This window comes from Cryobacterium sp. PH29-G1, from assembly GCF_030063365.1.
In the GTDB taxonomy this organism is placed as follows: Bacteria; Actinomycetota; Actinomycetes; order Actinomycetales; family Microbacteriaceae; genus Cryobacterium.
In genome coordinates this window covers 246,589-269,828 of the sequence record NZ_JASISY010000001.1, presented here as the reverse complement: position 1 = coordinate 269,828, position 23,240 = coordinate 246,589, and the positions used below count along the sequence as shown (strand labels likewise).

The following is a 23,240-nucleotide window of genomic DNA, read 5'->3' as shown; positions in this document are numbered from 1 at the left end:
GCGGCCGCGAGGCTCCGTCACGGGTGCCCGCCAGCCATCGGCCGGCAGGCCGGGCTGACGTTCCGGCGGTTGGCCGTGTTTCCGGCCCTGCCTCCGGGCGCGACCTCCGGGCACCAGCTTCGGGCACGACCTCCGGGCGCCACATTTGGGCGCGTTCCGGGCACGACCTCCGGGCACGTTCCCGGGTGCCCCTAGAGTTTCCGGGCCCGGGCCCGGAAACTCGCCGTGCAACTTTAACGCCCGGGCCCAGGTTGTGCAACTGGGCCCATGATCTATCACGGGCCCAGTTGCATAAGGTAGGCCTGATCGCGAGCACCCCTTTCAGGAGGTGGGCCCGCTTTCCGGGCCCGGGCCCGGAAAGTACTCAGAGCTAACCGGCAGCGCAGCGGTCGATCGCTACGGGCGGCCGAGTCCGTGGTAGGTCCAGCCGGCGGCGCGCCAAACGGCCGGGTCGAGGGCGTTGCGGCCATCGATCACCGTCTTGGTACGCACCAGCGCGCCGGCCCAGACCGGATCCAGGTGCCGAAACTCGGGCCACTCGGTAACGAGCACGACAGCATCCGCTCCCCGCAGGGCGTCTTCGAGCGATTCCGAGTAGGTGAGCTGCGGATGCCGCGCCCGCGAGTTCTCGATGGCCTGCGGGTCGGTCGCCACCACTTCGGCACCGAGTCCGCGCAGCTGCACGGCCACGTCGAGTGCGGGTGAGTCGCGCACGTCATCGGAATGCGGCTTGAAGCTCAAGCCCAAAACCGCGACCTTGGCGTTGTAGACGGACTTGCCGAGCGCTCCGACGGTGAGGTCGACCACGCGCTGGCGGCGGCGCAGGTTGATCTTGTCGATCTCCTTGAGAAAGGCCACGGACTCGCCGCGCCCCAGCTCTTCGGCTCGAGCGGTGAAGGCGCGAATGTCCTTGGGCAGGCATCCGCCGCCGAAACCGACGCCAGCGCCCAGGAAACGGCGGCCGATACGGCCGTCGTAGCCGATCGCATCCGCCAGCTGGGTGACGTCGGCACCGGTGACCTCGGCGATTTCGGCCATGGCGTTGATGAAGCTGATCTTGGTGGCGAGAAACGCGTTCGCCGCGACCTTCACGAGCTCGGCTGTGGCGTAGTCCGTGATCACAAGCGGGGTATCGGCCGCGAGCGCCGAAGCGTAGATCTCATTGAGCAGCGCCGTGGCGTGCTCACCGGCCTCGCCGGGCGCGACCCCGTAGACGAGGCGATCGGGGCTGATGGTGTCCTGCACGGCGAATCCCTCGCGCAGGAACTCAGGGTTCCACGCCAACGAGGCACCACTGCCGGCCTCGATGAGGTCGGCCAGGCGCGCGGCGGTTCCCACCGGCACCGTGCTCTTGCCAACGACGAGGTCGCCGTCGGCCAGATGTGGAATGAGCGATTCGACCGATGCATCGACGTAACGAAGATCGGCGCTGTAGCTGCCGGGCTTCTGCGGCGTGCCGACAGCAATGAAATGCACCTGCGATCCGGCGGCATCCGCTATGTCGGTGCTGAAGCGCAACCGGCCACTGTTCATAGCCGAAGTGAGAACTTCGGGAAGTCCCGGTTCGAAGAATGGTGGCTTGCCGATGGCAAGTTGGGCGATCTTCGCGGCGTCGACGTCGATTCCGACGACTTCGTGGCCTAGTTCGGCCATGGCCGACGCGTGCACGGCCCCCAGGTAGCCGCATCCAATGACAGAAATCTTCATGTATCCCTCTCGGTCACCCCAGAGCCTAGCGGCAGCCGAAGACCGGCCCAATTCGAGCACGCAAACAAACGGATGCCCGACCCCGCGCTTGCGTCCCGGGTCGCGCTTGCGGGAACCTTTCAGATCCGGGAGCGGACGGTGATCTCGGGGGGGAGAGTTTCCGGGCCCGGGCCCGGAAAGCGGGCCCACCTTAGGCAAGGGCTCGCAGGACCGGGCCCACCTTAGGCATGGGCTCGCAGGACCGGGCCCACCTTAGGCAACCGGGCCCACGATAGATCATGGGCCCGGTTGCATAACCTGGGCCCGGGGTTCACACAGCGGACCCCGAGCGTGCGCATCGGGCTTATGCGGCTGTCACAGTGCGGCGCCGCGGTCGCACGGCCACCGCGAGGCCGGCCAGCACCACCAGCAGGGCGCTTCCGAGCACTCCACCGAGATCTATTCCGGTCTTCGCGAGGGTCAAAGCGGATGCCGCGGCATCGGCCACCCGCACGCCCAGATCGACCACACGGGTCGAACCGTTCGGGGCCAGCCCCACCAGCTGCAGCGTGTGCAGGCCGGCCGACATACTCGCCGGTACGGCGAAGGTCGCACTGAACGCCCCGGCCGCGTTCACCGTGGCGGAGCCCACAGCGGTGGCGGTCGAGAACAGGAAGACCTCGACGTCGGTATTAGGTGCGAATCCCGTGCCCGACACGGTCACAGACCCGTCTCGTTCCAGCACGAGCACATTGTTCGCATCAACCGGGATCGCCGAGCCACCGTGGTGCAGGCCGTTGACGGTGAGAGCGAAGCCAACGCCGCTGATGGTCAGTCCGGAGATACCGGTCGCACGGGCCACGGTCACGGTGCCGGGTGTGCCATCGACAGTGAGAATCGCCTGGCCGACGGCGGGAACCGTGATCGGGGTGACCGGTGCCAGCAGGCCGCCGGTCTGGGCCGGGTCTATGCCCGGGTCTGTGCCCGGGTCTGTGCCCGGGTCAACCGATGCCGCAACGATTTCCAACTCGACGGCTCCCCACTCGCCGCTCTCGGCGCCGACCACGACAAAGTAGGCACCCGTGGCCAGATCGCCGGGAATCTGTACACCGTCAGACTCCCCGCCTGCGGTCAACACGGTCGAGAAGGCCGGTTCGGCGCCCCAGGGCGACGGGGAAACTTTCGGCACGAGCATCATGGTGAGCTCGGAGCCTGTCGGCGCTCCCTGAAGCTCCAGCGGCAGTACGGATCCGGCTGCGATCGATCCCAGCTCGGACACCAGGAATGACATGTTGTTGAGATCGGCCTTCGGTGTCGCTGCGGTTGCGGGCGCGACCTCGAAGGTGAGTGAGACCACGTCGGACCGGTCCGCACCATCGGTAACCCTGACCTTGACGGTGTGGATGCCTACCGGAATATCCGCCGCAACCAGACCGACCGGATTGTCGGCATCGTAATGGCCGTCGTTGTCGTAGTCGAACTCGTAGTTCAGACTCGCGTCGGCCGATTCCGTGCCGACGGCCGAGATCGTCGTCAGACGCCCCTCGAACGCCAAAACGGAGGCCGCAGCGTGGGCCACCGGGGCGGCGGCCTGCAGGGCGACGACTGGATTCAATTGTGCGTTCGTGGTGAGCGCAGCCAATGCCTGTGTTGCGGGCGCGATATCATCGATCGAGACGAAATAGGCGTGGTTCTCGTACCGTTGGCTGGGGACTCGCCACACGCTGGTCCAGCCGAAGTCGCAGACGGGGTCGCCCGCGTGGCACAGGGCCGCGGTGACGGTGTCCTGAGCGTACAGTGCGTCGAACTTATCCCCGAAGCTCGGAACGAGCCAGCGCATGAGCCCGTCTCCGGCGGCGCCGGCGCCAACGTTGCCCGCGGCACTCGGTTTCTGGGCCGGGTCGCCGATCGTGACAACCCCAACGACATCGGTGGAGTTCAGCTGTGCCAGCACCCGGGCGGCGATGGCGCCCTGCGAGTAGCCGACGGCGATGAACCGCGGGGAGAATGCACAATGGTTCACTATGGCGGCGGATTTGGCCTGTTTGATGATGAGCTCGGCGGCAATGGCGCCGGTTTGAGCGGATTCAGCGATTCCAATCAGATCCGTGGGGCCGACCGGAGCGGCGGGATAACCGGGTACATACACGGAATCGGATGCGCCGACACCGATCACCGGAATGGATGCGGCGGCCGCTTGCGGTGCGAGCTGGGCGATCAGTCGCTCAAGCGTAGGGCCTTCCCAGCCGTTGGTGATGAGGCCGGTCGTTCCGTACGCGTGTGCGGCACCGGCGCTCGCGGTCGCTTGCGGATCAAGATTGCCCTCGCCGCTTCCGCGGAACGCGAGCACGGTGATCGGTGAGCAATCGGGAGCGACATTGGCGACAGCGGCCGTGGACACGCCCCCGACCAGGGCCGAAGTCACGATTGTGCCAGCCAGAACGCCCCCTAGGAATCGATAAACGGTGGCCATGGCCATGTTTTTCCCCCTGAGTAGTAAAACTATGAGCGCTCCGCAGTATCCGGCGACGCCGATTGGCCGAGCGTATCGTGCGGCTAAGTCCCGCTACAACGCCCCCAAACGCGCGCCACCTTTGGTTCGGCGGATGCGGTTACCAGCGCGCGCGGCCCGGGCATGGATATCTTTCCGGGCCCGGGCCCGGAAAGTGGGCCCATGTTCTATCGTGGGCCCGAGTGCCGCAGACGGGCCCGGTGCCGGAGACCGGTGCGGACCGCGGGCGCGGCGCACGACTACGCCGTGCGGGCCAGCAGGTAGGCGTTCAGGGCGTCGGTGGTCTGCTGGTCGGCGGGGAACGGCTCGCCGTCGAGGGCGACCACGGAGACAGCCAGGCGCACGCTGGAGACGAGCCAGGCGGCATCCGCTCGTCGAAGCTCGGAGACCGTGACATCACGATATTCGACCCGGTCGCCGCGGGCGCGCAGGTAGTCGAACATGCTCTGTTGCGTGGTGCCATGCAGAATAGCGCCGCTCGGGGCTGGGGTGACGTACTCGTCACCGATGCGCAAGACGACGCTGGAGGTGGGCCCTTCCATCACGTATCCGTCAGTGGTGAGAAAGATGGTGTCGTCGGCGCCACGACGGTGGGCTTCGCGAATCGCCGCCATGTTCACCGCATAGCTGAGAGTCTTCGCGCCCATGAGCAGCCACGGCGCGCGTTCGGCGACACCGCGCGGGTAGCCACGGTCCAGGGTGACGACGCGCACACCGTTCGCGCGCACGGCTGTGAAGTCCGACGCCGCGGCCGCGTGCAACCAGGCTGTCGGAGCCGGACCGTGCTCCACGCCGCGGCTGAGCACGAACTTGAGCGCGATCTCGCCCTGCTGCGGAATGCGCGCAACGGCGTAGGCGATGGCAGCGCGCCACTGCTCAGCGTTGGGCACCGGCAGGTCGCAGATCAGCGCAGAGTTCCGCAGCCTGCTGATGTGCGGCTCGACCTCCTGCGGGTGGCCGTTGACCACCGCGAGAGTTTCGAAGATTCCGTCGCCGCGCTGCGTGCTCAGCTCGCCGACCCGAAGTGCCGGGGCGCCGGAATCCATCTCATGAAACGTGTCATCGAAGTTCTGCCCCAGCGAATCGGCGGGCACGGGGTCGATCAGCAGGGTGAAGGGCAATCTCATGCCTTGAGCCTACTTCGCGCGCGCATCCGCTCACGGTATTGCACGGATACCGCAGCGCTCGCGCCGACCGGCCGCATCTCGGCGGCCGGTCCATCAGCTCTGAAAGGCGACGATCGGGTTGCTTGTGGGCTGGTCGGATCCCCCGTTGGGTTCCACGGTGACGCCCACCTGATCGCCGGCGTGCATCGTGCCGTCGAGTACACGCCAGGCGGTGCCGTCCCCGCTCGAGTCGAACGTTCCGGCGGGGACGGCGCCCTCAGCGTTGATGTACCAGAGCTGATAGTCCTGATTGCTCGGCAACGCGGGCAGGTTGTCAACGAGCACCGCCGAAATTCCGAGCTTGTTCGACCAGACCAGGGTGGCTTCCTGGCCGTCGGCGGTCGTCGTCGCGGCGCGCTGGGCGTCATCGGCCGCATTGATCTGCGCGAGCCCGGCCGCCTGCTGCGACTCGAACTGGTTGGTGTTAAGCGTTTGGCCGAGAAAGGTGCCACCGACGAAGAGTGCAGCTGCGGCCGCCGCGGCCAGCAGGAACTGAGCTGGACGCTTGAACCAGCGCGCCTGCGCCCGCTCGGCGGCTGAGCCCGGGCTGGTCGAACCTGTTCCCGAGCGGATGTCCGCGACCGGCCGGGGTGCAGCGGGGTCAGTCCGCGCCGTGTCAACCTGTGCGGTCGGTGCTTCGCCGCTAACTTCGGTGGGTTCGGCGGCCGCGGGCGTGACCGGCGCCACGACCGAGGTCGCGCCGGAAACGGAAGCGGGGGCATCCGTTGTGGCGGGCCCAGCAGCACGCGGTGCCGGCACCGGTGGAAGCTGCGGAGTCGACGCAAGCATCGACATGAGATTTGCCTTGAGCGCGGCCGAGGGCTGCACGGGCGCCACGGCCAGGCCGAGGGCCACGGCGGTATCGTTCAACTCGGCAGCTTCGATGCGAGCCTGCTCGGATTCGGCGAGGTGCGCTTCGAACGCGGCTACGTCGGTGGCGTCCAGGGCGTGCAGGGCGTAGGCACCGGCCAGATCAGCCGGGTGCAGCTCGCGCTCGTTACGGTCGGTCATGATGCCACGCCCAATTCATCGCGCAGGCGGATGAGCCCGTCGCGGAGCCTTGTTTTTACGGTGCCCAACGGTATGTGGAGCATGTCGGCGACCTCGCTATGACTGAACCCGCCGTAGTAGGCGAGGCTCACAGCCTGTCGCTGCAACTCAGTCAATCGAGTCATCGCCTTTTCCACCCTTTCATGCTCCAGTCGTACTTCAACAGTTTCGGCAACGTGATCGTAGGCAACGGCCAGATCACGGATTCCAATTTTGGTATCGCGGTCACGTCCGGCCTGCGACGACCGAATTCGATCGACCGCTCGCCGGTGTGCCATGGTGAGAATCCAGGTGCTCGCACCACCACGTGATTGTTCGTACCGCGCGGCCGACTGCCAGATCTCCAGAAAAATCTCCTGGGTCACTTCTTCCGACTGCGCATGGTCGACGAGCAGACGCTTGACCAGGCCAAGCACCCGCGGGGCGATCTGGTCATACAGTTCTCCGAAGGCCGATTGGTCGCCGTGGGCTACTCGTGCGAGCAGCTCCTCCTTGGTGGCAGGGGCTACCGAAGCGAAGTCTCCGGCGGGATCAACAGTCATGAGATCTAGCATGTCAGGTCTTATCCCGTTCCATGACTAGGGTTCGGTGCGAAGTCGGTAACGGATTGGTCGCTGTGTCAAATAATCCCCGAAAAACGGATGCCCCCGGCCAAGTTCACAGCGCAACTCCGGAGTACACACGGCTGGCGGCCCGGGCTGCCGCCCCGGGATTGCAGAAGGCCGGGCCGCAGAGCACCTCTCGGCGCGAGGCCGCTCGAAGCGGCGAATAATGGAACCCGGGATTACTGCGGCCCGACCAGATCCCAGTGTATTCGAGCCGGGCGGCCGGCGTCGAATGTTCGCCGTCGGCGCACAGCGATTGTTGAAGTTAGACGTGCCGCGAGCGTACGGCGAGCGCGAGCCCCGACACGCAGCGCAACCCGACGGGGCCCTGAACCCCAGCTGGGCCCACCTTAGGCAACCGGGCCCACGATAGAACATGGGCCCACTTTCCGGGCCCGGGCCCGGGCAATAAGGCGGGGGCTACTCTAGGGAGTCGCGGCGCCAGAGACGGGCGCAGGCGGCGAACTCGGCGGCGGTGGTCGAGAAACGTAGGGCTCGAGTGGTCAATTCCGACGAGCGGTGCGGTTCCGTCAGTTCCAGATCGTCGGCGATGGCCGCCGCACCGACCGCGGTGACCCGACAGTATGCCGCACCGCGATCCAGCGCCACGGCGAAATCTCCGGTGAACAATCCGCGCAGAATCTCATCGGCCAGAATCATGATCTCGGTCGGCCCCGTGGGCACCGCGGCCCCCGCAACGAGCGGATCGATGGTGGCGGCAGCATCCGTGCCCCGCTGGTAGAGGTAGGCGCAGCCCTCGGGATCCTGCCGAATCAGCATGCGAATGAGATAAATGCGCCAGAGCGCGCCCGGGAGGCTGCGCGGCGTGGCCCGCGACCACAGCTCGGCAACGGCATCGATGCCGTTCTCGTCGGTATAGGCGACCAAACGTTCAACCGTGGCCGGATCGGGGTCGCTGCGCACCCGGTTGAGCAGAGCCTGCGCTGTCTCGTGCGCAACCCGGCTGATGGCAGCCGGATCGTCGCCGCCCTGAAATGCCTCGAACTTGTTCGCGGCGAACAGGGTGGGCTTGTGAAAGTTGTCGGCCACGGCGAATTCTCCTCGGTTCTTTCGGTCTCAAACGGCTGATTTTTGCTGCACTCCACGCTACCCAGAAAAGCTGGGCGCGAATCCACGGTAGGTTAGAACCTACGGGCCTCTAGCTCAGTTGGTAGAGCAAAGGACTTTTAATCCTTGGGTCGTCGGTTCGAGCCCGACGGGGCCCACATAATCGCGCACGTGGCGCGGCACCTGCGCACCGAATCCACTCGATTCGGTGCGCAGGCGTGTTTTACGCGGCGTAACGGTGCCGAATGTGCTGGCGATCGGGGCTGGCCTGCCAGAACTCCACCTCGGTGGGGCGCAGGGCGTAGAGCTGCCAGTCGGGATTAGCGCGGCCGTCGGCGCCCGGGCGTTCGTCCCAATCCACAGCGGATGCCGCAGCCGACAACAAGGCGACCCGGCCCACCACGCGCACCTGCCGACCAAGCGGTGCCCAGTAGAAGTTCATGGCCGCTATCGGGTTTGCGGAAAGCTCACGCCCCTTGCGGGAACCGCGCGTGCTTGCAAAATGCCAGGCGCCGTCGTCAACATTCTTCAAAATGAGCATGCGGGACGAAACCTCCCCGGTCGCGGTGGCCGTCGCGAGGCTGAAGGCATTGGGCCCCGGCACTCCGGCGGCCAGCGCCTGGTCGAGCCACTCGAGAAAGAGGTCGATCGGATCGGCCGGTGCCGTGGCCGGATCGAATCCGGGCAGGACGGCGGGAAAATCGGGGAGGGCACGCAGCCGCTGGCGCAGGGAATCGCTCACGCCGCGAGCCTACCGGCCTCGCGCCGGCCACAGCCCGATGATTTCACCAGCCAGGTGGATGACCAGCTGGCCGGTCCCCAGCCAACCGCCTGCGCCAGCAAACGCGCGGGTCCGGACCCAAGCGGCGCGCCCGCACCAGTGGCAAATTTCACCCGCGACCACAGCCGAGGGCCGACCGCGCCGAACCCACAATTCTGTAATCCTCTACCATCAGCTTGTCATCGACTGGTCCCACCGGGTAGGGACGAAAGTCCTGATTAGCTACTAAGAACGCACCCAGTAGTGGGGCTGTCGCCGGCAGCCCCCGAGTCCCTATCTTTGGGGTAGCAGCACCGTGCGATTCCAATGACGCGACCACGTGCTCGATATATTTTCTCGCCATAAATCTTCAGGAGTTGCACCATGCCCAAATTGTCCAAAAAAGCTCTCGCCGTCGCCGTCACCACGGCCGTCCTCCTCGGCGGCTCTGGAATCGCCTTCGCATTCTGGACCGCGGGCGGCTCCGGCACGGGTACCGGTACAACTGGAACGACCGTACCGATCAAGGCCGAGCAGACGTCCGTCATCTCCGACCTGCGGCCCGCAGGGACGGCGCAAAAGTTGGAAGGCAAGTTCACCAACACCAACGATGGCCCCGTGTACGTCACGAGCGTCACGGCGACGATTGCCAGCGTAGACAAGGCCATCGGCGCGGTCGAGGGCGCCTGCACCGCTGCCGACTACACGCTGGCGAATCCGGTCGCCTTGGTCGGGCATGAAGTCGCCTCGGGCACCGCGGTCGATGCCTGGACCGGCCCGACCATCGCATTCAAGGACAGCAGCACCGAGAATCAGGACGGCTGCAAGGGCGCCACGGTGCACTTCGCCTATTCAATCCAATAATCTGAACACCACCGGCACCACCTGAAACACTCATGAGTTCTGCACAAAACCGCATTGTGCTCGTCGCCGCCGTCTCGGTAGCGACGGGCACTCTCGCGTTCATGCTGTTCGCTCCCGGCTTTGATATCGCCAGCGAGGACCTCAATATCGCGTCGCAGACCACCGTGATCGGACCGCTGTCACCGGGTACCGGGGTACCGATTGATCTGCGGCTGAACAACCCGCACCACTTCAACCTCGCCGTTTCGAACCTGACCGTCGCCATCGACCATCTCGAAGCACCGCAGTCCGATGCCGACAGCCCGTGCACCGCGCACGATTTCATCGTGTCCCAGCTCTCACGCACCACTCCCCTGATCGTTCCTGCCCAGGAAAGTCCCACCCTGAGCTCTCTCGGTCTGCCACGGGAGAGTTGGCCGCGCGTCGAGATGCGCGACACCAACGCAAACCAGGACGGTTGCAAGGGCGCGCACATCACCTTGGAATATTCCGGAATCGGCACGGCGGAACTGCCATGACGCCACATAAGTTCCCCCCGATCCCACTCCCGATCCCGATCCCGCATCTCCCGCCGGACGTGCGCCGCCGCATACCCAAAGAGATGATTCTCGCCGGCGCCTTTTTCATGATCGCCATGGCCCTCGGCGGTGTCGCGTATTCACTCTGGTCGACCTGGGGAGACGGTATGGGAACAGCCAGCACGGGCACCACCCTGCCGATCGCCCTGGCACCGGCGACCACCACGGCCCTGCTTGTTCCCGGCGGCACCGCAGCGGTCACCCTGTCGGCATCGAACCCGAACACATTTGCCGTGCGTATCGGCTCGATCTCCCTGGACACCACCCGAGGCACCCAGGCCATCGTTGCCGACAGCGCACACTCGGCGTGCGCCACATCGGCGCTGAGCTTCACCGTGCAAACCAATACCGGCACGGGCTGGACCGTCCCGGCGAAGTCCGCAGCAACGCCCGGCACTGTCACCATTTCGCTGGCAAATGCACTCGCGATGAGAGCGGATGCCGCATCCGCTTGTCAAGGCGCGACCTTCACGGTCTACCTGGTGACCGGATCATGACCCCGTCCCGTCACCGCAAACGCGACACCATCCGCACCCGTCCGTGGCGCCTAGTGCGTCGCCTTGCTGCGCTTCCGCTCCTGATTCTGTTCCTATGGGCGAGCGGTGCGGCCTGGGCCTATTGGAGCGTGGGTTCCGTCGCGGGCAGCAGCGGCACATCCGCTGCCGGCATCGTGAACGCCGGGCCGATCCCGACCGCCAGCATCTCGGGCAGTTCCGTCACCGTGTCCTGGGCCGCGTCGAAGCTGTCGAATGGCACGGCCGTATCGGGGTACACGCTGAAACGCTACAACTCGGCCGGCACGACGGCGCAGAGCATGTCGAGTTGTTCCGCCAGAATTACGTCGACGAGCTGCACCGAAACCGCTGTGCCCGACGGATCATGGACGTACAAGATCACACCGGTCTTCCAGACCAACTGGACCGGCGTCGAAAGCGCCGCGAGCGCCGTGATCGTGGTGGACAGGACTCCCCCATCGGGAGGCTCCGTCACCATCAGCGGCCTCACGGGAACCGGAAACAACTACTCCCGCACGACCAGCCTCAGCCTGGTACTCAATCCCGGTACGGACGCGAACGGCATCGCTGCCGGCGCCCAGCTTTGGCGCGCCACCGCGACGCTGACCTCGACGGGCGGGGCCGACGGCGTCTGCGGCGCACTCAGCACCTACTCGCTCGTGGCCACCGGCCCCAGCTCGCCGACAACGAACGACGCGCCCGATCAGAAGTGCGTCAGCTACCAGTACCTCGTCTCCGACACACACGGCAACTCAGCCACCTACACGAGTGCCACCGCGAAGATCGACACCACCGCGCCGACCAATCCGACCCTGATTCTCACGGGCGCCACGGCGACAAACACGTGGTGGAACGGTTCGACGGTGTTCTACCGTTCGAATGCCGCGACCGGATCGTTCACGGCGACCGCCACGGCCTCCGATACCGCTTCCGGTGTCAAAACTTTCGCCTTCACCTCGCCCGGCACGAACTGGACCTCGAGTGCCGGAACAACCTCCGGGGTGAACACCTACTCCTGGAGCAGTACCCCGGGCGGCACCGGGGCGTCCGTCACGGCTACCAACAATGCCGGCGGGCAGTCGGGCAGCACCGCGTTCACACTCGTGGCCGACAACACGGCGCCAACCGGCTCTTCGGTGACGCCGCCCAGCGGGTCGAGCTCCAGCACCACCGCCAGTGTGTCCTTCACGACGGGAACGGATGCCTCCGGCATAAACACCCGCCTGCTGCAACGGGCCAGCGTGGCCCAGGCGAACGGTGTCTGCCCGACGTCGGGATATTCCACGTTCACCACTATTTTCACCAACCCGGGGTCCAGTCCGGTCTCAGACACGGTCAAGGTCGGTAACTGCTACAAGTACCAGTACGTTGTCTCGGACAACGTGGGCAACACCGCGACGGCGAGCAGCGGCAACGTGCTGCGAGTCGGCTCGAGTTACTACGCGACCGTGTCAGCGACGAACGGGTTGGTCAGCTACTGGCGCCTCGCCGATGCCACATTCGCCAATAGTGTTACGACCGGTCAGCCGGGAACTTTCTCTGGTTCGCCGACGTTCGTCACGGGCGCTATTGCCGGAGACGCGGCCGCCGATTTCGGTAGCAGCGCCTATGGAAGCGCGTCGCACGACTTGACCGCGAATTTTTCCATCGAGCTGTGGATGAAATCGAACAGTGCCAGCGGATCCGGCTGCACCACGCGGTCCGACGGACCCGCCTTGGCCAGTACCTCCAGCAATGGCAACCACCTTGAGGTTGGCGTCTCCTTGTGCGGCGGCAAAATCATCGCGGGATCGAACACAAACCAGGCCTCGGCTAACATCGTCTCGCCTACGGCCAGCTACAACGACGGCAGCTGGCACTACATCGTCTTCACCCGTATCGCAAACGGAACGATCGCTCTTTACCTCGACGGCGCCTTCATAGCATCATCGACTGGCGGACCGAATAACACCCCGAGCACGTCCAAGCTCAATATCGCGGGAACCTCCGGCAACAGCTTCGTCGGCACCCTGGACGAGATCGCCGTCTATGATTTCGCGCTCGACCAGGCCGCCGTGAGCGCGCACTACGCCGCGCGCTAGCGCTGCTGCTCTCCAAAGACCTCGGGAGGAAGTTTTTTCGGTCAAACTGACTTAGTTTCCTTTCCCGTCCTGGCGGTACTTGCGGAGCTTGTCTTCGTCAATTTTCGCGCCGAGGCCCGGCTGGAGGGAGGCGGTGATGGCGCCATCAATGATCTGCAGCGGCTCGGCGATGAGATCATCCGCCATATCGAGAAAGTTTGACAGTTCCGCGGCGTGCCGGCCAGCGTAGTTGACACCGGCAGCGAGGGCGACCGATCCGCAGGTCCCCACTTGGGAGTCGATCTGATTGCCGATGATGGCCTCGACGCCGAGGCCTTCCGCGAGCGCCAGAATCTTTTGCGCCTCGCTGAAGCCGCTGCGCGCCACCTTGACGCTGACGGCCGTCGCTCCCCCGGTGGTGATTTCGCGGGCGGCGTCGGCCAGACTCGGCGCGCTCTCATCGGCCACCACGGGAACTCTCGAGTGCGCAACGAGGCGCCGCCTCCCGAGAATCTCGGCCGCATCGCAGGGCTCTTCGAAGAACGTGATATCCAAGTCGGAGACCGCATCCAGGACGCGCATCGATTCCGCGGCGTTCCAACCACGGTTCGCGTCAAGATACAGTTCGACGGCCGAACCGAAATGTTCGCGAAGGGCCCGCACCACATCAACATCCAGGAGAAACGGACGCCGACCGACCTTGACCTTGAAGGTGGTTATCCCGTACTGCTCCCGAACGCGTTCCGCTTCGTCCACCATTTTTAACGGATCGGCGAAACCCACCATATGAGAGACACGTACTGAATCCGCCGCGCCACCGAGAAGGCGGTGTACGGGTTGCTGCAGGGTTTGTCCCATGATGTCCCACAGGGCGACGTCAACCCCCGCTTTGGCCGTGAAGTTCCCCACTGTACGATGCATGCGCCGGTGAATAGCGCCACGGTCCAGGGCGCTCATTCCCACGAGCAGCGGCGCAAAAACCGTAGAAATCACGGCGATGATGGACTGTTGAGTCTCACCGTAGGTATACGGGCGCGGCGGAATGTCGGCGATTCCGACCACTCCGTCCGTCGTCTGGATGCGCAACAGCACGTGGTCAATTTCATCCACGCGACCGCTCGCGAACTCCAGCGGCTTTCGCATGGGGATCCGGTAGGGAATCACTTCCACGGAATCAATTATCACTAAACTTCTCCTAATAATGTGGGGATCGTTTCCCTAAGAAAGTCGACATATCGTCGCACGGTGTCGGAGGTCTCATCCGACCGCCAGGCGGTGGCCAACGCAACGGTCGGCGCGTCGACAATCGGGCGGTAGAGCACGCCGGACAGTTTCAAGGCCATGGCCGATTCGGGAACGATCGCCATCCCCAAGCCGGCTGAAACCAGGGAGATCAGTGTCGATGTCTCGGGAACGCGGTTGCTGTACCGCGGCCGCTGCCCGGCGGAACGGATCTCCGTATCGAGCACTCGACTCACCGATGAGTTTGCCGGATAGCCCACGAGCGCGCCCTCAGTCACGTCGCGCAGATGAAGCTCAGCGCGATCGGCCAAAGGCGAGTCGGCGGGCAGGGCGGCCACCAGGGACTCATAGGCGATGATGGTGTGTTTGATGTTCGTTGAGTCCACCGGCGGTCGCAGCAGGGCAACGTCAATCTGACCGCTGAGGAGCTGTCGTTCCAAAACTGGAGTCAGGCTTTCGCCACTCACGTGGAGGTCTAATTCCGGCAGCGCAGCGGCCGTCGCCCGAACGATTTTCGGCATGAGCCCGTACGTTGCCGATCCGGTCAGCCCCAATCGCACCGAGCCTTCCAGCCCGCGGCCTACCTTCTGTACGTCTTCAGCGAGCCGCGCGGCATCGGAGAGAAGCAGTTTGCCCCGCGCGAGCAGAAGCTCTCCCGCAGTGGTGAGTTCCACGCGCCGAGTAGTGCGCAGGAGAAGCACTGTTCCCAACTCGTTCTCCAACCGCTTGATCTGCTGCGACAACGGAGGCTGCGCGATATTAAGGCGCTCAGCAGCACGGCCGAAGTGGCGCTCTTCGGCCACAGCGACGAAGTACCGGAGCATTCGCATGTCAAAAATTGGCTTTCTCACGTCAGCGGATGCTACATCGTCGCCGGCAGGAAGGTCACCAGGATGGGGAAGATTGCCAGCAGGATGATGACGACAACATCGGAGAGGATCCACGGCAGTGCGGCCTTGTAGATCATCGTCATCGGCACGTCCGGCACAACGCCGCGCATGACGAACAGCGACATGCCGAACGGTGGCGTCGTGTTGGCGATCTGCAGGTTGATCAGCAACAAGATGGAGAACCACACCGGGTCCCAACCGAAGGCCGCCACGATGGGCATGAACAGTGGTGCCGTCACCAGCATGATGGACGCCTGGTCGATAAACGCACCGAGCACCAGCAGGATCGCCATGATCACCAGCAGCATCAACGCCGGGGAGGTGATGTTGTCGGTGATGGACGTCACCAAGCCGCGCGTCGTGCCGCTGAAGCTCATCAACTGTGCGTACAGGTTCGATCCGAGCAGAATGAAGAAGATGATTCCGGAGGTCTTTGCCGTGCCGACGGCAACCTCCATCCAGGCTTTCCGGTCCCACGTGCGCAGGAACAGTGCGAAGATCACGGATGCGACGGCGCCGATCGCCGCAGATTCTGTCGGCGTTGCGATTCCGAAAAAGATCATCCCGAGCACGGCAACGATGATCAGTCCGGGAACAACGGCATTGCGGAGCAATGCGACTGCCGCATCGCCGACCTTCCGCTTCTCGTGCAGCTCGGCCGGTGGGGTCGCACCGGGGATGCGCGACCACACCAGAACGATGATTCCGTAGCCGATTGCCATCAGAAAGCCGGGGACGATACCGGCGATCAAAAGCGGACCGATCGGCACATCTGCGATGGCACCCCAGAGGATCGCCAACGCGCTTGGCGGCAGGATCATCGCGAGCCCACCCGAGGCGAGGATCGATCCCATGCCGAGCGATGGGCTGTACCCCTTGGCGCGCATTTCGGGCAGCAACGTCTTGCCGAACAGTGCCGTGTTGGCGAGGGTCGAGCCCGAGAGCAGGCCGAACAGGGCACCGCCACCGATCGACACCATGGCCAATCGCCCGGGGAAACGCCGCATGGCGATGGATATCTCCGCCAGCGCCCCCTGCGCGATTCCCGATCGAAACAGGATCTCACCCATCAGGACGAACAGCGGGATGGCCGTGAGAGTGAAACTATCAACACTGGCCAGCACGCTCAACGAGACCTGGTTGATGCCGGCAGAGAAGGATCCGAAGGCGAACAGCGATGCCACGGTACCCACGCCGAGCATTGCGAAACCGACGGGAACACGCAGGGCCAGCAGCACCACCAGCGCAGCCAGAAATATGGCAAGAAAGGTCGGCCACGGCATGTTAGTTCTCCTCGGGCGTGGACGGAGCGGAGGTTCGACGCGGACGCAGCGCGCGCACCAGCTGAGGAACGAGAAATACCAGCATCATCCCGAAACTCAAGGGAAGTACCGCGGTGAGCATCGCACGCGGCAGCCTGAGCTCACCCAGAAAAGCAGTGCCGCGCTGCAGATCCTGTGCGAAGAGCAGGAATGTGGCGTACAGCAGGACGGCGGCAACGAGAATTTGAACCAGCAGAGCGATGACGTCGATGACACGCTGCGTGCGTTGGCCCCCCAGCCCGTTGGTCAGCTCAATCTTGACGTGCTCATTGCGAAAGATGAGTGCAGGAGCGACGAGCAATGTCATCACGACCAGGCTGACCCCGGCCACCTCGATGGCTCCGACGAGGGGGATGCTGAGTGATCGGGCGATCACCCCCAACGTGACGACGATGGCGAGAGCCAGCACGACAATGCCGGAGAGCCCTTCCATGATGGCGGCTAGGCGGTTTAGCAGCCCGCGGCCGGGAATCTTTATGGAGGTGGTGTTCATATCGAACGCCTCCCCAATAAATCCGGCCGCGCGCTGGGAGGGACCGTCGTTCTCGTGGTCCTGTTTCATGTGGTCTTCTAACGCTCGTCGGGTGCGGGACTACGCAGACGGCTCAACAACCGTGCCACCGGGTACTGCCTTGGACAGGTCATCGAAATCGTAAGCGGCTTCGAACTTGTCGCGAATAACCTGGGCCTCGGGAGTGGCCGCGACAATGTCATCCCACTTCAGTGCATCCCACGCGTCGACATAAGCAATTTCGAGCATCTTCTGGGTATCGTCAGCGTCGAACTCGATCGTCTCGATCCCGGCGTCACGCCAGTCCCGCGCCTCGTCCTTGATAGCCGTCTGGTAATAGTCGAAGATCTCCGGCTCAATCTCGATCATCGCCTCGTTGAAGGCGTCCTGGGTCTCAGCGTCCAGCGAGTCCCATTTGTCTTTGTTGATGACAGTGTTGGCCAGGGACTCGTAAAAGCGTGGGGCGAGATTGTATTTGACCTCGGTCTGAAAGCCCAGGCTGGTGACACCGATTGAACTCCACGACGAACCCTTGACCACTCCACGCTCGAGCGCACTGAAGATCTCACCGCCGGGAAGTGCAACCGGGTTGCCGTTGAGTGCGAGCACCATGTTGCTGGTCGCGGATGAGACGCGGATTGCGCGCCCCTCAAAATCGGGCTTCGACATTTTGTCTTGCACGAAGATCAGCTGCGGCATGCCGGAGTTGGTGTGACCGAGGTAGTGCACGCCCAGGGTGTCATGCGCCGACTGGTATTGCTCGGTAATGCCGTTCTCCCGCTCTTCAGAGGGAGTGAAGGGCGTGAAGCGCGCGATCTCCATCACCGGAAGCTGGTCGACGTAATAGTCGCCCGGCAGGTGAGCTCCATCGATTGCGCCGCTGGAGACGCCCTCGATGAGGAGGTTCGGCGCCATGACCTCTGGTCCGCCCTTGTACTCGACGGTGACCCAGGGAGCCTTCTCCTTGAGCTTGTCGACGAACATGAAGAATCCGTCGTTGTTCTGCGACGTTTCGGGAAAGGCCGTAACGAACGAGAGCGTGACCGGGGTGTGGCCGTCGCTGCCGGCATCCCCGTTGCCCCCGGTGGAAGCCGGGGCGGAACAGGCCGACAGCGCCAGTGCTGCCGTAGCCAGAAGCGTGGCGGCGATAGTGCCCTTGGTGCGGAAATTCAAGACCATTGTGTTTCCGTTTCTAGATCATCTAAGTATGAATAGCCATCAGGTGCTTGGGATCGGTATAACTCTCACACGAGTCCGCGGTGGCTTCCATGCGAAATCCCCCTAACACGTGTAGGGGATTACTTTGCGCGGCGGTCACCTTCAGAGTGGCGCCGTTGAGCCTGCGCGCGGAGAAGGGAGATGGCCAGGGTGACTCGAGCGCTTCGAGTTCGCGCACGCGTTATGACCCCCAAACGCATCGGCTCCACATCGTCCAGGATTTCCACGGGAACGACCTCGGCGCCATCCGCAGTGATATTCGTGCCCCAGCGCTGATTCAGAATGGAGAAGCCGACTCCGGCTGCAACGAGCGCCCGCACCGAATCCAGGCTGGTCGCGCGCATCTCATTCGGCAGCGCCACCCGGGCAGCCTCGAACAGCTCGTAGGCCCGGCCCGCCGTGAACGTCAACTCATAGTTCACCATCGTGTGTGTTGAAAGCTCCGCAAGGCTCACAGCGCTGCGGTCGGCGAGCGCACTGTGCGGCGGCACAATGACGTACGGCCAGACGGAGGCGAGCGGATGGAAGTCAAGCTGGTCGGGAAGATCCCGGTCATAGACCAGCGCGAGGTCGAGCTCCCCCTCAAACACCGCACGCTGAAGCATGTCTTGTGTCCCCTCGCGGATGACCAGGTCCATGGTCGTCGAACGCTCCCGAATGTCCGCCATGAGGCGGGGGATGTAGAAGGGCGTGAGGGGGAGAAAACAGCCGATGCGCAGTGCTCCTTGGAGTTCATCGAGTTCACCGCTCGCAGCGTGTTCGAGATCTCTGACCGCGTTGACGATCTCCTTGGCGCGTGTTGCGATCTCTTGACCGATGGCAGTCATCCCCACTCCCTTGGAGCGGTATCGCACGAGCAGTTCCACCCCGAGCAGCCGTTCGAGTTTCGCCATGGACACCGAAACATTGGACTGTGAGGTGTGCAGCGCTGCTGCGGCGTTGCTGAGGCTACCGGTGTCGGCAGCGGCGATGAGCGCTTCCAATTGGGAGAGCGTGACGTTCAGACGCGTGGGGACCATGTCCCTCAGTAAATACATTTTTTGCATATCAAGCAAGAGAATTATCTATTTGATTAGTGATGTGGCCTCGGTGAAACTGAGACCCAACGTCGCAACCGAACCCAAAGGAGGGATCGTGGCATCACATACGGATCTACACCGGCTGGAGCTGTCGCCCGGATCAGGGCCTGAGATCCGGCAACGCTTTATCGCCGGCATGGGTAAAGCCACGGCGGCGGTCACCTTGGTCACCACGGACGGTACGGCGGGGCGCTTTGGTCAGACTGTCACCGCAATGATGTCCGTCTCTGCAGACCCTCCCACACTCGTGATCGGCCTCTTCCGCGGCGCTCCAGTCGCTGATGCCGTGCGCACGAATCAGTGTTTCGCGGTCAACATTCTCTCTACCGAGGACATGAGTGTCGCGCAGAACTTTGCCGGCGTCACCGATCCCAGCACTCGCTACAAATTCGGTCCGGAATGGAAGTCGCTGCGAACCGGCTCCCCGATCTTGCCGACCGCAGCAGCATCCTTCGACTGCCATGCCGAGCAATTTCTGGTCGCCGGCAGCCACCTACTCATCGTCGGTCGGGTGGTCGACGCGCAGGCCAGCGAAGCCGCCACCCTCATCTATGGAGCCCGTAGCTACGGATTCTCCAGCCCCCTTCCATTTCCACTCTGATCACGACTCATAGGAGAGCCACACCATGAAGCAGCTATACACCGAACGTCAGAAGCGTTTTCTTGCACTTGCCGACCAACTGGTCGAACGCTTCCGCGACCGCGCCGCCGCGAACGACGCCGACAACACGTTTCCCTTCCAGAACTACGAAGACATGCGCGACGTTGGATTGTTGAACCTCTCCGTACCCGAAGAGCTCGGGGGGCTTGGCGCCACACTGTTTGAGGTGATCCCGGTTGTTGAGCGGATTGCGTCGGCCGACGCCGCCACGGCCCTGGCGGTGAACATGCACTTCACGCCGTTGGCGCAGTGGTCCAACGTATGGCGCAAGACCAAGAGCCCCCGCCTGGAGGGCCTGCTCCGCGAAGCCGCAGAGGGCAAACTCATCTGGGCCGCCATCACGAGCGAGTTCGGTACCCCCAATCTCATGACCGACGCGCGCACGCGCGCCGAGAAGGTTGAGGGCGGCTACCGAATTACGGGGCGGAAGAACTTCGGCACGAACTCCGCTGTCGCCACGCACGCTTCGACCACTGCGCGATTTGAGGATCCCGAAAAGGGCCCGCAGCTGCTCATGATGAAGCTCGACCTCAAGGACCCGAACGTCAGAATCCACAACGTGTGGAACATGATGGGCATGCGCGCCACGCAGAGCAACGACCTGGAATTTGACGGTGTTTTCGTGCCCGACGCGGACGTCGTGCATTCCTTTCCGGTCGGCCACCTCGATGCCACTGTCACGGAGACTGTATTCGGTTCCTCCCAGCCAGCGTTTGGTGCCGTCTACGTGGGCATCGCTGTCGGCGGACTGGACTGGGCAAAACAGCAGGTCCGTCGCCGAGGTCTCGTCGATGACGCCCGCGCGCAGGATTGCATTGCCGATGCAGAGATCCTGATCGAAACGGCGCGAGCCCTGCTGTACCGTCACACGCACCAGTTCGGCACCCCGGAGTACTACAACGAGTTTGACCTGCAGGAAATCGTCGCCGGTAGCGCCCTGGTCAAGCATGTCTGCGCGACCAATGCCGTCGCGGTCTTCACCCGTTTGATCGATGTTGTCGGCGGAGCTGCCTACGCAAAGTCGTTGCCGTTCGAGCGCATGTGGCGTGACGTGCAGGCTGGCCAGTTCATGCCGGTCTCCTCCTTCGCCGCACACGAGTTCATTGCCGCCACCTCGCTTGGCCTGGTGCTTGCTCCGACCCATGGCAGCCTTCGCGAAGGAGTAAACGCATGAGCGACCAGCAGAGCCCCGAACCAGTGCGCGCACTCATCTGCATCGGCGTTCGGGACGCATTCTTTGCCGCCGACGCCGATGAGCGCAAGCTCGTTTTCGAAACCACGAAGGCAGCGTTTGCCGACCTGAGCGGTCGTTTCGGCGTGAGCGTCATCGGCACGTTCGACGACGATACCCTGCAGGTTGGCCCCTCCAGCGCGGCGCCGTGGACCGCATATATTCTGATGGACACTCCAGGCTACGAATCGGTGAGATCCATCGCGAGCATCATCCGCGACACCCCGGTGGGCGACCACCTGATGTGGCACTACTACAAAATCGAGGCACGCCTCGGCCGTGGACTGTTCTTTGGCACGGAGTAGCGCCGTGGCCCCGAACGAAAACCGATCCGCACTTGTTACCGGTGCGGCCCAGGGCCTGGGCGCTGCGATTGCTCGGCGGCTTCACGCCGACGGCTTTCGCGTCGCAATCGCCGATCTGAACATTGACACGGCCACGGCGCTTGCTCTCGAACTCGATGCGAGCGGGGCGACGGCGCGTGCACTTGCGGTCGACGTCTCAGACGCGGACTCGATTCATCGGGCCTTCGCTGACCAGACGGCGGCCTGGGGCGCACCGGACGTGCTGGTCAACAACGCGGGGCGCACCGTGCGAAGCTCGATCTGGGACATCACCCCGGAAGAATGGGACGCGGTGCTTCGCACCAACCTCCGCAGCTATCTGGTGTTCTGCCAACTCGCGGGTTCCGCGATGCGGGACAAGGGCTGGGGTCGAATCGTGAATATGGCTTCCTTTGCCGGCCAGCAGGGCGGCTTGGTCACGGGAGCACACTACGCCGCATCCAAAGCGGGGGCCCTCGTGCTGACCAAGATCTTCGCGCGTGAGCTCGCCGGTGACGGCGTCACCGTCAACTCGGTCTCGCCGGCCGCGATCCACACGCCAGCGATGGGCAGCGACGCGGATGCTGCCGAGATCGGGCGCACGCTTCCCGTCGGACGCGTGGGAACCGCCGAAGAAGTTGCCGCGGCCGTCGCCTATCTCGTTGGGCCGGACAGCGGTTTTGTCACCGGTTCCACGCTCGACGTCAACGGGGGTGTCTTTATGCGCTGACGGCGCACGCCGAAGCCAACTGAGCTGTGCCGCTGAGCGGACCCGAAAATCACCGCAGTGTCTTTCTATTTAAGAGGTATATGACCATGAGAGTTGCAGTACTTGGTGGAGGGAACGGGTCCTTCGCCGCCGTGGCGGATGCGACCGTGGCCGGTCATGATGTGCGCTGGTGGCGACGCGAATTGGCGGCCTTCGGCAGCCTCGCGACGGGCAAACCCCTCACGCTAATCGATAGTGACGGCATCCGGGAGATTCCAATCTCGCCCACGGATGACCTGGCCGCGGCGATTGAAGGTGCCGAACTGATTATCGCGCCGACGCCCGCCTTCGCGCACGAGGCGCTCGCCGACGCGCTGGCAGCGCATCTCGTGGACGGGCAGGTCATCTACCTCTCACCCGGCTCGTTCGGCTCGTTCCTCATGATGAAGCGGCTGCGCGAACAGGGCTGCGTTGCCGATATTTCCATCGCCGAGACCGGGACTCTTCCGTGGCTGTGTCGTAAGCAAGGCGACGACACCGTGCGAATAACGACCCGCGCGACGCGCCTGCCGACGGGCGTTCTCCCCGAGCGGCTGGCTGATCATGCACTCCGAGTCATCGGTCAAGCCTTCCCCGGTGCCATTGAGCCCTGCGGTGATGCGCTCTCGGGCGCCCTGATGAATGCGGGGCCGATCATCCATCCGCCGCTCATCCTGATGAATGCCGGCCCAATCGAGCACTTCGACCATTGGGACATCCATAACGAAGGCACCCAGCCGGCGGTGCGCGCTGTGCACACCGCGCTCGACGCCGAACGCATGGCCGTACGCGAAGCTCTGGGCTACGGTGCCCCGCACTTTCCCCTCGCCGACTACTACGAGGGTGGTGACTGGATGTATGGCACCAAGGCCCGTAACAATCTGGTGGACTCCGGCGATTGGAGTGAGAAACTCAACTTCCAACAGCACCGGTACATGACCGAGGACACCGCTGTCGGCCTGGCCTTTCTCGTCTCGGTCGGCGAATGGGCTGGCGTTCCGGTACCCGTTGCAGCTGGTCTGCTGTCCATCGCCGGCGCTGTGCACGGCCGCGATCTTCGCGCCACCGGACGCACTCTGGAGAATCTTGGCCTCGCCGATCAGTCGGTGACCGAGGTTCAGACAATGCTGCGCGCCGGGATCTGAGGGGCG

The 23,240-nt window shown here is 64.0% G+C and carries 22 protein-coding genes and 1 tRNA gene; 10 read left to right on the top strand and 13 right to left on the bottom strand.

Features of this window, described 5'->3' with window-relative positions; translation table 11 throughout:
• Nucleotides 1–396: 396 nt before the first annotated feature.
• The 6 genes from QMK22_RS01270 to QMK22_RS01245 all read right to left on the bottom strand — a co-directional run bounded on the left by QMK22_RS01270 (nucleotide 397) and on the right by QMK22_RS01245 (nucleotide 8,069).
• Complete coding sequence (locus QMK22_RS01270; RefSeq protein ID WP_283495808.1) at nucleotides 397–1,707, bottom strand: UDP-glucose dehydrogenase family protein; 1,311 nt, start codon at nucleotides 1,705–1,707, stop codon at nucleotides 397–399.
• A gap of 343 nt (nucleotides 1,708–2,050) precedes the next feature.
• Nucleotides 2,051–4,165, bottom strand: a complete 2,115-nt coding sequence (locus QMK22_RS01265) for a cutinase family protein (protein WP_283495807.1) — start codon at nucleotides 4,163–4,165, stop codon at nucleotides 2,051–2,053.
• Nucleotides 4,166–4,437: 272 nt separating this feature from the next.
• Nucleotides 4,438–5,325: an aminodeoxychorismate lyase gene (locus QMK22_RS01260; RefSeq protein ID WP_283495806.1), complete on the bottom strand. Its 888-nt coding sequence runs from the start codon at nucleotides 5,323–5,325 to the stop codon at nucleotides 4,438–4,440.
• A 93-nt stretch (nucleotides 5,326–5,418) separates the two neighbouring features.
• Nucleotides 5,419–6,375, bottom strand: coding sequence for an anti-sigma factor (locus QMK22_RS01255; RefSeq protein ID WP_283495805.1), 957 nt, complete (start codon nucleotides 6,373–6,375; stop codon nucleotides 5,419–5,421).
• A complete protein-coding gene (locus tag QMK22_RS01250; protein WP_283495804.1) occupies nucleotides 6,372–6,956 on the bottom strand; it encodes a sigma-70 family RNA polymerase sigma factor in 585 nt (194 codons plus the stop codon). The genes QMK22_RS01255 and QMK22_RS01250 overlap by 4 nt, the downstream gene beginning before the upstream one ends.
• Nucleotides 6,957–7,439: 483 nt before the next feature.
• A complete protein-coding gene (locus QMK22_RS01245) occupies nucleotides 7,440–8,069 on the bottom strand; it encodes a DNA-directed RNA polymerase subunit beta (protein ID WP_283495803.1) in 630 nt (209 codons plus the stop codon).
• Nucleotides 8,070–8,172: 103 nt separating this feature from the next.
• Between QMK22_RS01245 and QMK22_RS01240 the strand changes: the two genes are divergently transcribed.
• Nucleotides 8,173–8,245 (top strand) — tRNA-Lys (locus QMK22_RS01240).
• A gap of 65 nt (nucleotides 8,246–8,310) precedes the next feature.
• Here the strand turns inward: QMK22_RS01240 and QMK22_RS01235 are convergent.
• A complete protein-coding gene (locus QMK22_RS01235) occupies nucleotides 8,311–8,829 on the bottom strand; it encodes a pyridoxine/pyridoxamine 5'-phosphate oxidase (RefSeq protein ID WP_283495802.1) in 519 nt (172 codons plus the stop codon).
• A gap of 402 nt (nucleotides 8,830–9,231) precedes the next feature.
• On the opposite strand from QMK22_RS01235, the gene QMK22_RS01230 reads away from it, so the two are divergent.
• From QMK22_RS01230 to QMK22_RS01215, 4 genes are read left to right on the top strand one after another with little or no spacing between them, the layout of a single operon-like run.
• The gene (locus tag QMK22_RS01230) at nucleotides 9,232–9,711 is read left to right on the top strand and encodes a hypothetical protein (RefSeq protein ID WP_283495801.1); all 480 of its coding nucleotides are present in this window, start codon (nucleotides 9,232–9,234) and stop codon (nucleotides 9,709–9,711) included.
• Between the two features lie 32 nt (nucleotides 9,712–9,743).
• Nucleotides 9,744–10,229, top strand: a complete 486-nt coding sequence (locus tag QMK22_RS01225) for a hypothetical protein (protein WP_283495800.1) — start codon at nucleotides 9,744–9,746, stop codon at nucleotides 10,227–10,229.
• Nucleotides 10,226–10,786, top strand: a complete 561-nt coding sequence (locus QMK22_RS01220; protein WP_283495799.1) for a hypothetical protein — start codon at nucleotides 10,226–10,228, stop codon at nucleotides 10,784–10,786. The genes QMK22_RS01225 and QMK22_RS01220 overlap by 4 nt, the downstream gene beginning before the upstream one ends.
• Complete coding sequence (locus QMK22_RS01215) at nucleotides 10,783–12,885, top strand: LamG domain-containing protein (RefSeq protein WP_283495798.1); 2,103 nt, start codon at nucleotides 10,783–10,785, stop codon at nucleotides 12,883–12,885. Before QMK22_RS01220 ends, QMK22_RS01215 begins: the two co-directional genes overlap by 4 nt.
• Nucleotides 12,886–12,936: 51 nt before the next feature.
• Here QMK22_RS01215 and QMK22_RS01210 read toward each other — a convergent pair whose 3' ends face one another.
• The 6 genes from QMK22_RS01210 to QMK22_RS01185 all read right to left on the bottom strand — a co-directional run bounded on the left by QMK22_RS01210 (nucleotide 12,937) and on the right by QMK22_RS01185 (nucleotide 19,066).
• Entirely contained in the window at nucleotides 12,937–14,049 is a 1,113-nt protein-coding gene (locus QMK22_RS01210; RefSeq protein WP_283495797.1) for a mandelate racemase/muconate lactonizing enzyme family protein, read from the bottom strand.
• Nucleotides 14,049–14,957, bottom strand: a complete 909-nt coding sequence (locus QMK22_RS01205; RefSeq protein ID WP_283495796.1) for a LysR substrate-binding domain-containing protein — start codon at nucleotides 14,955–14,957, stop codon at nucleotides 14,049–14,051. The genes QMK22_RS01210 and QMK22_RS01205 overlap by 1 nt, the downstream gene beginning before the upstream one ends.
• 11 nt (nucleotides 14,958–14,968) lie before the next feature.
• Nucleotides 14,969–16,279 (bottom strand): TRAP transporter large permease, encoded by a 1,311-nt coding sequence (locus tag QMK22_RS01200; protein ID WP_283495795.1) that lies wholly within the window; start codon nucleotides 16,277–16,279, stop codon nucleotides 14,969–14,971.
• 1 nt (nucleotide 16,280) lies between these two features.
• The gene (locus tag QMK22_RS01195) at nucleotides 16,281–16,880 is read right to left on the bottom strand and encodes a TRAP transporter small permease (protein WP_283495794.1); all 600 of its coding nucleotides are present in this window, start codon (nucleotides 16,878–16,880) and stop codon (nucleotides 16,281–16,283) included.
• Between the two features lie 30 nt (nucleotides 16,881–16,910).
• A complete protein-coding gene (gene dctP / locus QMK22_RS01190) occupies nucleotides 16,911–18,008 on the bottom strand; it encodes a TRAP transporter substrate-binding protein DctP (protein WP_283495793.1) in 1,098 nt (365 codons plus the stop codon).
• Nucleotides 18,009–18,127: 119 nt separating this feature from the next.
• Nucleotides 18,128–19,066, bottom strand: coding sequence for a LysR family transcriptional regulator (locus QMK22_RS01185; RefSeq protein WP_283495792.1), 939 nt, complete (start codon nucleotides 19,064–19,066; stop codon nucleotides 18,128–18,130).
• Between the two features lie 115 nt (nucleotides 19,067–19,181).
• Between QMK22_RS01185 and QMK22_RS01180 the strand changes: the two genes are divergently transcribed.
• From QMK22_RS01180 to QMK22_RS01160, 5 genes are all read left to right on the top strand, one after another.
• Entirely contained in the window at nucleotides 19,182–19,727 is a 546-nt protein-coding gene (locus tag QMK22_RS01180; protein WP_283495791.1) for a flavin reductase family protein, read from the top strand.
• 25 nt (nucleotides 19,728–19,752) lie between these two features.
• Entirely contained in the window at nucleotides 19,753–20,961 is a 1,209-nt protein-coding gene (locus QMK22_RS01175; RefSeq protein ID WP_283495790.1) for an acyl-CoA dehydrogenase family protein, read from the top strand.
• Nucleotides 20,958–21,323 carry a hypothetical protein gene (locus tag QMK22_RS01170; RefSeq protein WP_283495789.1) on the top strand — a complete coding sequence of 122 codons (366 nt, stop codon included), beginning with the start codon at nucleotides 20,958–20,960 and terminating at the stop codon, nucleotides 21,321–21,323. The genes QMK22_RS01175 and QMK22_RS01170 overlap by 4 nt, the downstream gene beginning before the upstream one ends.
• A 4-nt stretch (nucleotides 21,324–21,327) precedes the next feature.
• A complete protein-coding gene (locus tag QMK22_RS01165; RefSeq protein WP_283495788.1) occupies nucleotides 21,328–22,071 on the top strand; it encodes an SDR family NAD(P)-dependent oxidoreductase in 744 nt (247 codons plus the stop codon).
• 86 nt (nucleotides 22,072–22,157) lie between these two features.
• Nucleotides 22,158–23,234, top strand: a complete 1,077-nt coding sequence (locus tag QMK22_RS01160; protein ID WP_283495787.1) for an NAD/NADP-dependent octopine/nopaline dehydrogenase family protein — start codon at nucleotides 22,158–22,160, stop codon at nucleotides 23,232–23,234.
• The last annotated feature ends 6 nt before the right edge of the window (nucleotides 23,235–23,240 follow it).